This is a genomic window from Marinomonas foliarum (assembly GCF_003337275.1).
In the GTDB taxonomy this organism is placed as follows: Bacteria; Pseudomonadota; Gammaproteobacteria; order Pseudomonadales; family Marinomonadaceae; genus Marinomonas; species Marinomonas foliarum.
The window spans coordinates 153,950-167,454 of the sequence record NZ_QPJQ01000001.1; the positions used below are offsets into that span (position 1 = coordinate 153,950).

The window sequence follows — 13,505 nt, forward strand, 5'->3', positions numbered from 1 at the left end:
TTATTGCATCACAAAGTTAGTAAATAACACAGCATCAATCCCACCTTGACCAGTTTCCTGCTCAAGAATGCCATTGATTGCATCAAGGGCCGCATTTTTTAATGCCATCTTCCCTTCAGCGGTTTGTAATTCATCAAACGATTGGCTTGAAAAAAGCAGTACCAAACTGTTTCTAATCAAAGGCATATGTAGGGTTACAGCATTAATCTGCTCAACATTTTTGGACTTAATAGACATATTAAGCTGCACATACCTCTGTTTGCCACCGACGATGAAATCCACCGTAAAAGCGGGGTCTAATGCCAGGTATGTAGAAGGCTCATTTGCTAACGCTGCCTCAGCAGACTCTGCGGAATCATCGGAACCACTAAATAGAAAAAAATATGCGCCAGCTCCGCCTCCGACCAACACCAAAAACAGGGCTATTATGATAATAAGCTTTTTCTTACCACCAGACTTCCCTTCTTCTGCACCAATATCCAAACCGTCTTCTTCAGCCATATTCATAAACCTTAGGTGTATCAAATTCTTTTACAAAACGCTTATCGCGCTCTTATGCATGAACAATACTCTATTCTACAAAGAATCAAACATAGCACCATCAATTTCTTGAAAGTTTAAGCGTAGTAATCAACACCAGACGCTGAAACATAAGATAAATTGCTTGGATCCAGCTCATCCTCTAACTCATCATTGCTGGCGAGTAAACCTTGAGACGAACCATTCCCCCCGTCATTCGCCCTATCTTGAGCACCAGAAGTATCTTGCTGCGAAACATCCACATCAGCACGACTCAAATCCATACCCTGCTGAGCTAGCATATCTCTTAAGCGCCCCATCTGCCCTTCTAGCAAATCCCTTGCTTGGGGCGTTGCTGCAATAAAACTAATTTGAGTATTCGAATCACTGTCTACAGACACTTTAACTGTTAAACTTCCTAACTCTGGTGGGTCCAAACGTATATGAGCGGTATGGCCACCATCTCGAGCAATCCAAGCAACTTTTTGAGTCATCTCATTAGCCCAGCCCGGATGGCCCGGTGGTAGACTCATTGTCAGATTATTTTGAGGTGTCATCGCTGGGCTATTGGCTGCAACAACAGCAGCTCGGTTAACATTGTTATTATGTAATGAACTATTTAAACCGCCAGATGAATTATCATCCGCAAAGCTACCATCGATTTGCGCGGACATTCGACCTATCATGGCTTCCTGTTCTTTTTTACGCAATTCAATTGGTTCGTTTAACAGAACACCATCGTCAGCTAGCAAGGTATCACTAAGATCAACAGCATCACCATCTAATGCCGTTGCTGTTCCAGCCCCTAACAAAGACTGGGGAACCGCTCCTGAGCGACTCTCTTTATTTACAACTGATCCCACTACAGCGGCTGCCGCAGCTCCACTTACAACTTTAGATGGATCGATTTCAGCCTCTCCTGTTACAGAGTCTGAAGCGGCTTTAGTGACAGGGTTAGCCATTTGAGATAAAACCCAAGACAGAGAGCTTTCACCACCCTCTAAATCAGGATCAACCATCTCTCCAGAAGGCTCAACCAAATTAGATTTAGCAGTCAAACCTTCCTCACCAACCACCGCCGGCGTTAACCCAAGCACACCGACAATATTTTCACCGTCTGTTGCAGCATCACCAGATGTATTTATTGCATCAACGCTCTGCTCACTTTTCATTACTGATGCAGCTTGAGGCATAGCATCTGTAGTAAGCGCTTCGTTACTATTAAGCCCACCATTTATATTTTTTAGTGGTTCAGCCTCTACAGCAGCCAATTTAGCATCTGAATTTATAGTGTTAGTAGTCGATAGCGTTGAAACAGGAGTTTCCTCATCTACAGAAATAGCACCAGAAAGCCCTTGAATAGGAGTCGCTTCACCTTCACCCTGCAACTTTTTGCCGCTACCATCTGCTTTAATATCATTATCTTTAGATGCGACAGCTTGATTGGAAAGCCCAGCCTCTCCATCAGATGAACGATCCTTTATTGGTGTAAGATCTTTTTTAGGCTCTTTCGTCGTAGCTGCTTTGTCAGCTCTAGAAGCCTGAGCTTCAGGTACTGATGACTGTGTAGACGTAGAGGAATTACCACGTGAGGAAGCCTTATCAGAAGCAAGGGTATCTTTTGCTTTATTAAAGTCATTCGCAAAAGCATCACCACTCTTAGATGGAGCTTTAGTCGAAATAGGCTTTTTAGGTGGTACATTTGAAGATAAAGACAATACCGAATTTGAGTCTGTGCGCATAATTTCCTCCGACAATGTAGAGGGCTATGCAATAGAAAGGCCAATCTAATTAATTAAGCCAACTTGCCAATGATAATGCGCGGTCACTGCGCTCCCTCCCTTAGAGAATTCCAACTTAGAACACAGCTGATCCAATAATGCCAAGCCTCGGTTATAAAGCAACTCTGCATTGGACATATCGTAATTCACCTTCTGATAATCAAAGCCAGAGCCACTGTCTTCAACATACAAAACAAGTACTCGCTGATTATTATCAGAAGTTACTCTAACTGAAATTTTAACATACCCCTCGACCAAATCACTTAAACGCTGCTCACGCTCAGCGTAATACTGAGAAAAACCTTCACTGGAACTCTTCTTTACTGAATTAAGCTGTAACACACCGTGCTCAAGTGCATTCGAATATAATTCAGAAAGGATCATAAAAATCTGACTAGAGAAGCTACTTAAACCTGGCACTGTAGTAAGTATTTGAAGAACATACGGGAGTGGATCCGTATTGCGAAGCGAGTCAGCATATAAGACATACTCAAACGAAAAATTAGCAGGGGTCTCATGATGCCTTTTTGGCGCATCACGCTCTAACGAATCAATCCCGATGTTTGTATCTAAACGAATATTCAAACAGGAAATATCATCATGAGGGTTTTCTAACACCCCTTCATTCCTCAACTGCTCAATCAACCAATCTGTCGCCCTGTCTGCTTCTATCTCCCCTTGATAAAGAGGGTTAAGCACTGAATGGCAGAACATCTCACCCGACAAATCCAGGGCCTCATAAACACCGTCTGAAAACGCCATCAACCTATCTCCAGGAACAAACGTCATAGGATCGATTTGACACTCAAAAGCCTCAGGCGAAAGCACACCTAATGGCAAGTTTTTCGACGAAAAGCGAATCGGCTGCCGAGAGGACCCTGAAAAAAATAGTAAATCTGGTAGCCCACCATTCCAGACCTCAATACTATTATTGTTCACTTTAACATCGATAAATACAGCGCTACAGAACATATTTGCAGGCAAAATACTTTTAAGGCGTGCATTAATTTCAGGAATAATTTGACGCATCAGAAACCCTTTTTTTGTCCAATCAAAAAAGATATCTGCTAATGGAAGAGCCCCAATAGCGGCCGAGAGGCCATGACCCGTAAAATCACCCAATAATAAATGCATCCCACCGTTTGGTTTATAAGCAGCCAAGATCACATCACCATTAAAGGTTTGGGTACCATAGTGAATAGTTGCGAGAGCGGGGTCTTCTAAACAATTTGAATGGGTAATATTCTCGTAAACAACCTTTGCTACCTCTTGATCGTGTAGCAATTGCTCATTGTATAAACTCATTGCATCACGCTGCTCTTCCAACGTTTTTTGCATTACGAGCAACTTCACTATAGCGTTTAATTTCGCCGTAATAAGAGCTGGATTATAAGGTTTTGAGATGAAATCAATACCGCCAATACGTAGGCATTTAGATAAGGCTATGGGGTCAGAAACACCCGAAAGAAAAACAATAGGAACAAACAAGTCTCCAGCAATCTGCTGAATTTCAAGAGCGGCCTCCCAACCATTTTTTAATGGCATTTTAATATCTAAACAGACAAGTTGAATGGCCTTAGGATCAAATTTATCAATAGCATCTTGACCATCAATGGCAACAATAACCTTGTGTCCGAGTTGACTCAAAATAGCCTTCAATAAAATGCGATCAGACGGGTTATCATCCGCAATCAATATGGTTAAAACTTGTTCCATATAAAACTACTCAGTAATAACAAACAGCCGATGGAAGTTAGCAATTTTTAGAATATCGTTAACCGCACCATTTGCGTGTATCAATCTAATATTAGCTTTATCAGCTCCAGCATAATCTCTAAGCAACAACAACATCCCTAAAGCAGAGCTATCGAGGTAAGTTACTTTAGACAAATCCACATCATAAGAAGTTACATCAACAGCGTTAATAAAAGCCTCTTTAAACATCTTATGGCAGCTGTAATCGAAACGCCCTTCTATTTGGATCGTTAAACACCCTGATTTTTTATCAAAAAAGCTTTCAACCACAGCCTACTCCTAGAGGGTGAATGGAAAGCCTTATTTAGCCCCCCACTCACTATTAGATTCTTCTGCAGAAATATCGTCATCTGCAGCTGATGAAATACTGATAGTGGCTCTCTCCATCAAACTGTGGAGCCGCTCCAGCACTTCATTAACGGACAGTCTTGCTTTATCTAGCCTCGCGACACCAACACTTCTATCGGATTCCAGCAAAGACAATGTGGATGACGTCATTGACTTCATCCCCTCTATCTGATTTTGAACATTGCTAATATCGTGTTGTAAATCAACAGCAAAACGATGACGTATACTCTCGCTTTGACCTTCCGTTGCGGCCAGGCTGGTTAACACTCCAGCCCTAACTTCATTAAGCCACCGCTCTACATCACCTAATAAAAACACATCAGAAGACAAATCTTTTTCAACCAACGCGAGGCGCTGCAAAACCAACTCATAACCTAATATCAATGAATCCCTTATTTGTTCAGATAACCAAACAACATCACCTAGTTCATTTTGAAACGTTTCTGCAATCGAATCATCGACCAGAGCAACATCATTATTAGCAGATAGTTCATTGTGATTTGTTTCTTCGTCAATTAGGGATGCTATTTGTTGTAGTTTAGTAACTTTTTCTAACGATTTTGTTTGTGATGGCAAGGTGTTCAGCGCATTAAAAGCTGATATGACATTTTGGCGGGTCTGCTCTAATGATTTCGCAAAGGAGGCATAAGGAGACGATACTCTCAATGGACGTATAGGGGCATCCCACACATCGTGAGACATAAGCTTCAAGCTATGATGCAGCACCTCAAGCTCAGCCATTTCAGATTTGGCTTTAATTGAAATAAAACACTGCAAATTAGCCGCCCCTTCATCACCCTCTGAAACAAAGCGCTTCACACTTAGCTGGTACATACCATCCGATAAAGTTAACACCACGCCATCTTCAGACAATAGTATTGAATCTGCTATACGCTCCCCAATAGGGTCATCTAGGCCTGAGTCGATACCAAAAATAGACTCGAACAAAGAGGTATTTTTAAACCAAAGGCGCTCTGCCCCAGCACTTAACCAACTCACATCACCTTCATGATTGGTAATAAAGAATGCCTCATCAACTTGCCCAAAAGCCTTTTCAACTAAACTAATCGTTTCCTGAGATTGACGAATATCAAAATCACGAGATGCCAATTCATTATCAAAAAAGTGGCCAATATCTGTTAACTCGTCCACTACATTTCGAGGCGCTAACACAGGAGCGTGACTGTGCTTATAATGATCCAACACTGCCTGCAAACTAGAAAAACCTGTACGCAACTGAGCCGCAAATCGCACACTCAACATTAACAAAGTCGCCATCAAAACAATAAATGCAGCAATACATCCTAACATTAAACGTTCAGAAAACAGTTGATGCTCATAATCAAGGCCAACACTAATTTGTTGCAACTTATCACTTAGCGCCTTTAACTGAGTAATCGAAGCGTAAGCCGCGATGCGATCTGACTCTGCCAACAGCATCCCACCTGATTCTTTTTGAGTCATTCCATCCAATAATATGAAAGAGTCAGACACATTTTCGTCTGCTATAAGCGGAAAACTTGACAACCGACTCTCAATCAAACGGTATTCACTCAATAGCGCTTGAGAAAAATCACTTGTATTTATAGTTGAGCTATTAATATCGACATCTTTTCCAAACAACAACCACTGCAGCCAGTTCTCCTTCGCACTATGCGTCAATACTAAAAGCTCATCCAACTTCGCTTGCTCTTGCCTCTGCTGCTCTAAACTCATATTGATAGCAACATACATTCCACTAAATGCGAGTAATAGCATAAACAATAAAGCCACGACGCCTTTTTGCAGTCTGTTAATGAGCTCTTTTCTTGGAGCGCCAAACGGTGAATGTGGTGTATTCATAGGCAATAATCACTTTCAAGCTAATAATAATGATGGCCAAACGCCAGCAACAAAGAACACAAAGTTTTTCTTATTGATCAATATTTCACTGCAGTCAGTATAGGAAAAAGTAGACTTTTCACCCTGACCATTCTGCATATTATCTAAGGCAATAAAATCCTGAATATATTCAGTTTCAGGCAAAGCGGCACTCCAGTTACATGAAGACAGAGGTAAAGCAATCGACGCGCCCATCCACTCTAAAATGACAGTAAAGACAGAATCATCAGTTGAAAAACTCAGCCTGTAGTCTAATGGCATTTCATTTACAACTCGGTCATAGCAACAACCATCATGAACAAGTAAAGCAGCAGACTCATAGCCTTCTTCAACCCGGCTCATAATAGTCCTAGGCGTTTGATAAGGAAGCAATGCAGAAACTAAACTCGCCTCTATCCAAAACATCCTGCCACAAACGCTTCCAGAATAATAACCGTTCTTAGTTGGTAAATCTTCTATCTTAGACTCTTGCCAATTAGATATTTCTGGTAACCGCTCAGTATTCAGTAGCCAAGGCTCAATCAACAATTCATTCAATGAATTCAACCAAACGTTTTTACTCCATAAACGAGGTGATGGCATTTGGCATGAAACAGCTTCTACAGTACGAATAAAAAAATAAGGAATCGCAAAATAGTGTCCGCCTTGTTGAACCACCAAGACTTTATCAATGCTAGAGGGAAAGAGACAAAAAGCATCATCTTTTGAAAGCAAAGGCATTTCTAATAAAACCTCTGCCTCATGATTATTATCTATCGAAAAAAACCAGCGTTCTCCTGCTCTACGGATATCCCCTTCATTCACAAGAAACTTACCTACACAATCCTCTCGATCGAAAACAAATACACCACAGCTCGTTTCTACCTCATATAAAATATAAGCAAGGCAATCACGTCCTAAACAGGAAAGATAAAAAAACTCAGCGCCATTAAAAGAAGCAATGTAAACAGAGCCACCATGTCGAATAGAAAGATAATGATGCCCTTCATCCACATCAATCGGAACAAGATGCTCTGCCAGAGGCACAAGACGGTCAGCTGAACTTAGCAGGGGAACATCAGAACTAAAATAGTCACTAAACCGCTTATAGAACTTTTCCTTAAAAAGATCATTAAACCTATCTAACAAGCGATAACGTAGATCACGTGACATAGAGACATTTTGAAACAAAGGCAAAAAACTCAATTCGTAGAGTTCTTTTTCCGATTTTTTGTGACTTTTTGGCAGTGCCTTCCAACGTAACTCAGGGAATTTATCTTGAAGCCAAATAAGAGACTGCACACTTACCAGCGAAAAACACCCTGTTAATACAGAATTTTTGACAGAATCTAGCTTAAACGACACCGAACCCATTCGAGAAAGCGTTTCAAGATAGGCATCAATACTGATTGTCGAATTTGTGCTTTCACCCAATCGCGCTTCAAAATTTGTATAGGAAGGCCCATCGAAGGACTGCTCAACAAAAGACAACACAACTTGCCAGCAAGCTCTTTCAGCAGACAACAAAACCTCTAATTGAGTCCCTCGTTCTTCATCAACCTGACGACCAATTATTACTTGAACAATGGCATCGGTAGCAGACAAAAAAGCAAGATGATACTCCTTTTTATAAGGCGCATCTTGCGCCAAAAGCCCATCAGCCGCGGACAAAAGATCCAATAGTCTCTGATTGTATAAAGGAGAAGAAAGAAGTGATTTAGATATATTTTTGACAGAAATTAATGTCTGGCGAAGCTTAGTGATGCCTTGCGCGGGGGAATAAGCGTATTCATGCAATGCACTTTCTATTTGAGCAATAGGCAAAGACAAATTGGTGTCTCCGTTATCCAGTCCCGCCATATTTCACCTTAACAATGAGCCAAGTGGCTGTATAAATACAATTTGAATACTATCGCAAACTATCTAAAAAGCGTCGCATAGCGAATTCATCACTTTGACGTTGTTCTTGCTTACTCTCCACAAGCAGCTCCGCCTTATGATTTTTTTCTTTAAGCCAGTCCATACTTTTTGTTTTAGTACGAGCTTGCAGCCATCGACGCATACTCATATCCGCCTGTTGCTCTGATCGACCAATAGCTGCCTCCTGCTGAGCAATGGCTTGCTGGACCCGAGTCACAAAATGCTGATAATTCGTCGTTAGATACGCACTCAACCCCAACAGGTTACGCTCTGACTCGTACTGTTCCGCATATTCGCGCAACTCTTTCAGCTTTTGCTCATCATAGATAACTTTGGCTTTATCACGGGCCAACTGCTGAGCAGCAGAATCTTCTTTGCGCTTAGCAAGATCGACTAAAATCTGCATTCGCTGTGATTTTTTCATGACCACCCCATATCGAAACTCACTAAATAGTAGACGTTTTTATAAGCTGTCGTCTACTGCGCTTTCGTCATAGCCGTCACAAGAGCTTGCAAGCTTTCATCGATACTAAAGCTTTCGGTAAGTGATTGCTGTAGAAACTCTCGAATATCTGGCATCTGCAAAATAGCTTGATCTAGATCTGGATCACTGCCTCGGGCATAAGCACCGACAGAAATAAGGTCTTGGTTTTGTTGGAATTTTGAATACAGCTGTTTAACTCGCATTGCACCATATAAGTGATCTTCACTCACGATATGCGGCATAGCACGAGATATAGAGGCTTCAATATCTATAGCTGGATAATGCCCTTCTTCAGCCAAACGTCGAGACAAAACAATATGACCATCAAGAATCGCACGAGACGCATCAGCAATAGGGTCCTGCTGATCATCCCCTTCAGTCAACACCGTATAGAACGCCGTCACTGAACCGCTGCCTTCGCAACCATTGCCTGCGCGTTCAACCAACTGAGGAAGTTTAGAAAAAACAGAAGGCGGATAACCTTTTGTCGCCGGCGGCTCACCAACAGACAAAGCGATTTCCCGCTGCGCTTGGGCGTAACGCGTCAAAGAATCCATCAGCAGTAATACATTTTTACCTTGGTCACGATAATATTCAGCAATACGAGTGGCCAACATTGCTGCGCGCAAACGCATCAACGCAGAATCATCAGCAGGGGACGCGACAACGACAGAACGCGAAAGACCTTCCTCGCCCAATATTTGATCAATAAATTCTTTAACTTCTCGACCACGCTCACCGATCAAGCCAACAATGGTAATATCCGCTTCAGTATATTTTGTCATCATACCGAGCAACATACTCTTACCCACACCACTGCCTGCGAAAAGACCTAGACGCTGACCTTTACCAACAGTCAGCAAACTGTTTATCGCCTTAATCCCCACATCTAAAGGCTCATTGATAGGCTTCCTTTGTAGTGGATTTATCACATCACCATGCAGGGTAACAGAGTCCTTAGTCTTGATCTTACCTTTGCCATCCAAAGGCTTACCCAAGCCATTAACAACACGGCCTAGCAACTCATCGCCCACAGGCATCAAACTATCACCAAGTAAAGGACGAACACGAGCGCCAGGGGAAATCCCTTCAATCGCTTCGGTGGGCATTAAATAGGTTAAATCGCCGGTGAATCCAACAACTTCAGACTCTACCCAGCGATCTTTTCGAACTTGTACAGAACAGCGATCACCCAAAGCTACGACACATCCAACCGCCTCCATGGTCAAACCAACCATACGGGTTACTTTGCCTTCTATTTGAGGGGGCATTGTCGTTAAGGAAACATGACTAAGTTTGTTAAATCGATCTTTTAGCGAAGACACAGCAGTTAATCCTGCTCTGTAAAGGTAAGGTTACGAAGCTCATCACACACAGCATCGAGCCGTTGCTCAACACGACCATCAACATGAAAAGACTTAGAATCAAGGACAAAGCCACCACTAATAAACGATTCATCAGTTTCGAGCTGAATCGTTAACCTATCTTTAACACCCAACTCGTCTAATACAGACACATCATCAGGATGAAGTCGAAGTTTTACACGCCCTTCAAATTCACCAACTTCATCAAATACTCTAGAAAGCTGTTTCTTTAGCACGCTATGCCCATCTTGAGACATGGTAGACAAACAGACATTTTCGATAATACGCGTCATAGATTGGTATAAAAGCGTCTCTACCGCTTCTCGACTCTCCTCCAATGGTTGCGTTAGCTCTTGAACAGCTTTACTCAATAAAGCCTCAAGCGTTTCAAATTGAAGTTTCGCCTGTTCACGAGCTTGCTCTTTACCTTCTTCCAGTCCAATTAAGCGACCTTCTTCGTGGCCTTTCTCAAAGCCATCCACTTCACCTTTAGAAAACCCATCAGCGTGGCCTTTTTTATGACCTTCTTCTTCGCCCTGAATAAAACCTTCTTCATAGGCGGCTGAACGAATCTCTTCCAGCTGAGAAGCTGTTAACGGTTCGTATACCAAAGAGTCTTCATCAACTTCCTCACTGGTAACGACTGTGTTTTTTTGAATCAGCACCGCTGGACCAGAACTGGTCACCGGATTATTGTTTTCGAGGTGAGGAAGCTCCCAACGCTCATAAGCCGTTAACTTACGCTCGTTTTTTTCATGATTTTGATCTGACATGCTCTAACTAAACCATCTGCTCACCGCCGCCACCGAGAACAATTTCTCCGTTATCAGCAAGGCGTCTGGCAACAGCCAATATTTCTTTTTGTGCAACTTCCACTTCACTTACACGCACAGGACCTTTCGCTTCCAAATCATCTTTAAGCATGTCGGCAGCACGTGAAGACATGTTCTTGAAAATCTTATCTTGCATATCTGGATCCGCACCTTTCAAGGCAAGAATCAAGGTTTCAGACTCAACTTCACGAAGAATGATTTGAATTCCTCGATCATCTACATCCATCAGGTTATCAAATACAAACATCAAATCCTGAATAGTGTTAGCAAGATCCTCATCAACATCGCGGATAGATTCCATCAATTCAGACTCAACAGAACTATCAATAAAGTTCATTATATTGGCTGCCGTACGAATACCGCCAATTGTTGTAGACTGTGTAGAGTTATTGCCAGAGAACTGGCGCTCAAGAATGTTGTTTAACTCTTGTAGAGCTGCTGGCTGAACTGTTTCTAAGGCAGCCACGCGTAATACGATGTCCAAGCGCACTCGCTCATCAAAGTTAGCAAGGATATCAGCCGCCTGATCTGGATCTAGGTAAGAAATAACAATAGCTTGGATCTGAGGGTGCTCATAACGGATAACGTCAGCAACCGCTCGAGATTCCATCCATTTGAGGGTATCAAGGCCCGTTGTATTGCCACCCAATAAAATTCGATCAATCAAGCTGCCGGCTTTTTCTTCACCCAACGCCTCTCTTAGCATGTTACGAATATAACCATCCGCACCAAGGCCTAAGCCGGTTTGATCTCCAACTAACACCAAGAAATCATCCAATACTTTTTCAACCTGGTGTCGCTGAATATTAGATAGCTGAGCCATGGTTTGGCCAATGCGCTGAACCTCTTTAGGCCCCATGTGTTTCAATATTTGGGCAGCGTCAGATTCGCCCAGCGACATAAGTAGCACCGCGGCTTTTTGAACTGAACTTAATTCTGCACCTTGGCCAATATCACTCATTTGCTTTCCATTACCCATTGTTTAACGACTTGAGCGACACGCTCTGGCTCTTCGGCGATTAATCCACGAATAGCATTTAGCTGTCGGTCAATTTTTTCTGGTGATCCAGGAACTAATATATCTTCTGCACTTACTAACGAAACCTGATCATCTGAGATTTCATCTGTTTCATCTGAGAAAATAGCCGCTTCTGTGTCATCTGTCACTGCAATCTTATTCTGATCGCTGAGTGTTTTAAGAATAGGTCGAACAACCACAAGCAATAATATCAGTACAAACATACCAACCAAGGTTGGCTGAATTAGGTTCAAGAACCACGCCTGCTGATAGAAAGGCACCTCAACCATAGGCTCTTCTGGATCTGGTAAAGCAAATGGGGAGTTAATAACGCTCACACTGTCACCACGAGACGGGTCATAACCGACTGCATCACGCACTAAGAGTGTTAACCGACCAAGCTCATCATCATTCCATGGTGTTCTTACAATCGCGGCGGTATCAGGGTTTAAACTCATCAAATCATCAACAACAACCGCAACCGACAAACGCCTAACCATACCCTGTTGCCGCTTTGTATAGCTGATACTACGATCCAATTCAAAGTTTCGCGTTGTTTCTTCACGAGATTGTCCATTTGCACCCGATGAACCACCACCTATTGGCGCACCGTTTTCATCGACCGCTTCAGGAGCCGTCACCGCACCCGGCGGCTGATTGGTCAAAGCTCCAGGAATACCACCAGCATTTGCACCTGCACTTCGGTTTTCTCGTAATGTTTGCTCACTTCTTAATGCCAATAAATCAGGGTTATATTGTTCATCTGTTTTTTCAACAGCGGTAAAATCAACGTCCGCAGACACTTCTGCTTTGAAGCGCCCCTGGCCCACAACTGGCCCGAGAATATTATTTACTCGCTGCAATAGCACATCTTCTACTTTACGAGCGTAATCAAACTGTTTTCCAGCAACAGAAAGTTCAGAATCAGAATCTTTCTCTGTTAGTAAAGTGCCGCGTTGGTCCACTACAGTGACATCTTTATCGCTTAACTGAGAAATACTAGAAGCAACTAAGTTAACAATCGCTTCGACTTGACTCCTATCCAAACGCCTTCCAGGATAAAGCTCCAAAAACACCGACGCGGATGGTTTTCGTGTATCTCGAACAAATACGGACTCTTTCGGTATTGCCAAATGTACTCTGGCACTTTTAATACTTTGTAAGCTTGATATTGTTCGACTTAACTCACCTTCTAAACCGCGGCGATAACGCGTCGTTTCTACAAATTGAGATGTTCCAAGCCCTTGCTCTTGGTCCATTATTTCCATACCAACAATGTTGTCGGAAACAATACCAGAACCAGCTAACTTCAGACGAGCCTGATGGTAAAAATCAGATTCAACAAGCAAAGCACCTGTGTTTTGGTCTAATTTGAAAGGGATGTTATTTACACTGAGGATTTCAACGATCTGATCTGCATTGTAATCTGTGATACTACTTAATACTGGTTTGTAATCTGGGCCATTGCTCCATAAGACAGCCGCTAAACCAATAGCGATAGAGGCAGCCAAGCCAACCATTAAGGCAAGCTGACGTATAACCGTTAACTTATTAAAGCCGGTAACTAACTCTAGATAGAGCTTTTGCTCCGATTGTTCTGCAGGGATATTATCCATTAAAAAG

Annotated in this window: 11 protein-coding genes; all 11 read right to left on the reverse strand. The window is 42.4% G+C overall.

Translation table 11 applies throughout. The features are described from left to right. Entirely contained in the window at window positions 1-501 is a 501-nt protein-coding gene (locus DFP77_RS00770) for a flagellar basal body-associated FliL family protein (RefSeq protein WP_114410395.1), read from the reverse strand. Between the two features lie 116 nt (window positions 502-617). Further along, a complete protein-coding gene (locus tag DFP77_RS00775) occupies window positions 618-2,261 on the reverse strand; it encodes a flagellar hook-length control protein FliK (protein ID WP_114410396.1) in 1,644 nt (547 codons plus the stop codon). A 45-nt stretch (window positions 2,262-2,306) separates the two neighbouring features. Beyond that, window positions 2,307-4,016: a fused response regulator/phosphatase gene (locus DFP77_RS00780; RefSeq protein ID WP_114410397.1), complete on the reverse strand. Its 1,710-nt coding sequence runs from the start codon at window positions 4,014-4,016 to the stop codon at window positions 2,307-2,309. Between the two features lie 6 nt (window positions 4,017-4,022). Continuing rightward, window positions 4,023-4,325: an STAS domain-containing protein gene (locus DFP77_RS00785; RefSeq protein ID WP_114410398.1), complete on the reverse strand. Its 303-nt coding sequence runs from the start codon at window positions 4,323-4,325 to the stop codon at window positions 4,023-4,025. Between the two features lie 30 nt (window positions 4,326-4,355). Further along, complete coding sequence (locus tag DFP77_RS00790; RefSeq protein WP_114410399.1) at window positions 4,356-6,245, reverse strand: hypothetical protein; 1,890 nt, start codon at window positions 6,243-6,245, stop codon at window positions 4,356-4,358. 15 nt (window positions 6,246-6,260) lie between these two features. Then, window positions 6,261-8,123 carry a hypothetical protein gene (locus DFP77_RS00795; RefSeq protein ID WP_114410400.1) on the reverse strand — a complete coding sequence of 621 codons (1,863 nt, stop codon included), beginning with the start codon at window positions 8,121-8,123 and terminating at the stop codon, window positions 6,261-6,263. Between the two features lie 49 nt (window positions 8,124-8,172). Further along, a complete protein-coding gene (gene fliJ, locus DFP77_RS00800; protein ID WP_114410401.1) occupies window positions 8,173-8,607 on the reverse strand; it encodes a flagellar export protein FliJ in 435 nt (144 codons plus the stop codon). Between the two features lie 53 nt (window positions 8,608-8,660). Beyond that, window positions 8,661-9,992: a flagellar protein export ATPase FliI gene (gene fliI, locus DFP77_RS00805; RefSeq protein WP_114410402.1), complete on the reverse strand. Its 1,332-nt coding sequence runs from the start codon at window positions 9,990-9,992 to the stop codon at window positions 8,661-8,663. A 5-nt stretch (window positions 9,993-9,997) separates the two neighbouring features. Continuing rightward, complete coding sequence (locus tag DFP77_RS00810) at window positions 9,998-10,804, reverse strand: FliH/SctL family protein (protein WP_114410403.1); 807 nt, start codon at window positions 10,802-10,804, stop codon at window positions 9,998-10,000. Window positions 10,805-10,811: 7 nt separating this feature from the next. Then, entirely contained in the window at window positions 10,812-11,825 is a 1,014-nt protein-coding gene (gene fliG / locus DFP77_RS00815) for a flagellar motor switch protein FliG (RefSeq protein ID WP_114410404.1), read from the reverse strand. After that, a complete protein-coding gene (fliF, locus tag DFP77_RS00820; protein WP_114410405.1) occupies window positions 11,822-13,498 on the reverse strand; it encodes a flagellar basal-body MS-ring/collar protein FliF in 1,677 nt (558 codons plus the stop codon). Before fliF ends, fliG begins: the two co-directional genes overlap by 4 nt. Window positions 13,499-13,505 lie beyond the last annotated feature (7 nt).

What these genes read in the sequence shown, in the direction of transcription:
- DFP77_RS00770 (WP_114410395.1), bottom strand. Translation starts at nt 501, where the DNA reads ATGGCTGAAGAAGACGGTTTGGATATTGGTGCAGAAGAAGGGAAGTCT.
- DFP77_RS00775 (WP_114410396.1), bottom strand. Translation starts at nt 2,261, where the DNA reads ATGCGCACAGACTCAAATTCGGTATTGTCTTTATCTTCAAATGTACCA.
- DFP77_RS00780 (WP_114410397.1), bottom strand. Translation starts at nt 4,016, where the DNA reads ATGGAACAAGTTTTAACCATATTGATTGCGGATGATAACCCGTCTGAT.
- DFP77_RS00790 (WP_114410399.1), bottom strand. Translation starts at nt 6,245, where the DNA reads ATGAATACACCACATTCACCGTTTGGCGCTCCAAGAAAAGAGCTCATT.
- DFP77_RS00795 (WP_114410400.1), bottom strand. Translation starts at nt 8,123, where the DNA reads ATGGCGGGACTGGATAACGGAGACACCAATTTGTCTTTGCCTATTGCT.
- fliJ (WP_114410401.1), bottom strand. Translation starts at nt 8,607, where the DNA reads ATGAAAAAATCACAGCGAATGCAGATTTTAGTCGATCTTGCTAAGCGC.
- DFP77_RS00810 (WP_114410403.1), bottom strand. Translation starts at nt 10,804, where the DNA reads ATGTCAGATCAAAATCATGAAAAAAACGAGCGTAAGTTAACGGCTTAT.
- fliG (WP_114410404.1), bottom strand. Translation starts at nt 11,825, where the DNA reads ATGAGTGATATTGGCCAAGGTGCAGAATTAAGTTCAGTTCAAAAAGCC.
- fliF (WP_114410405.1), bottom strand. Translation starts at nt 13,498, where the DNA reads ATGGATAATATCCCTGCAGAACAATCGGAGCAAAAGCTCTATCTAGAG.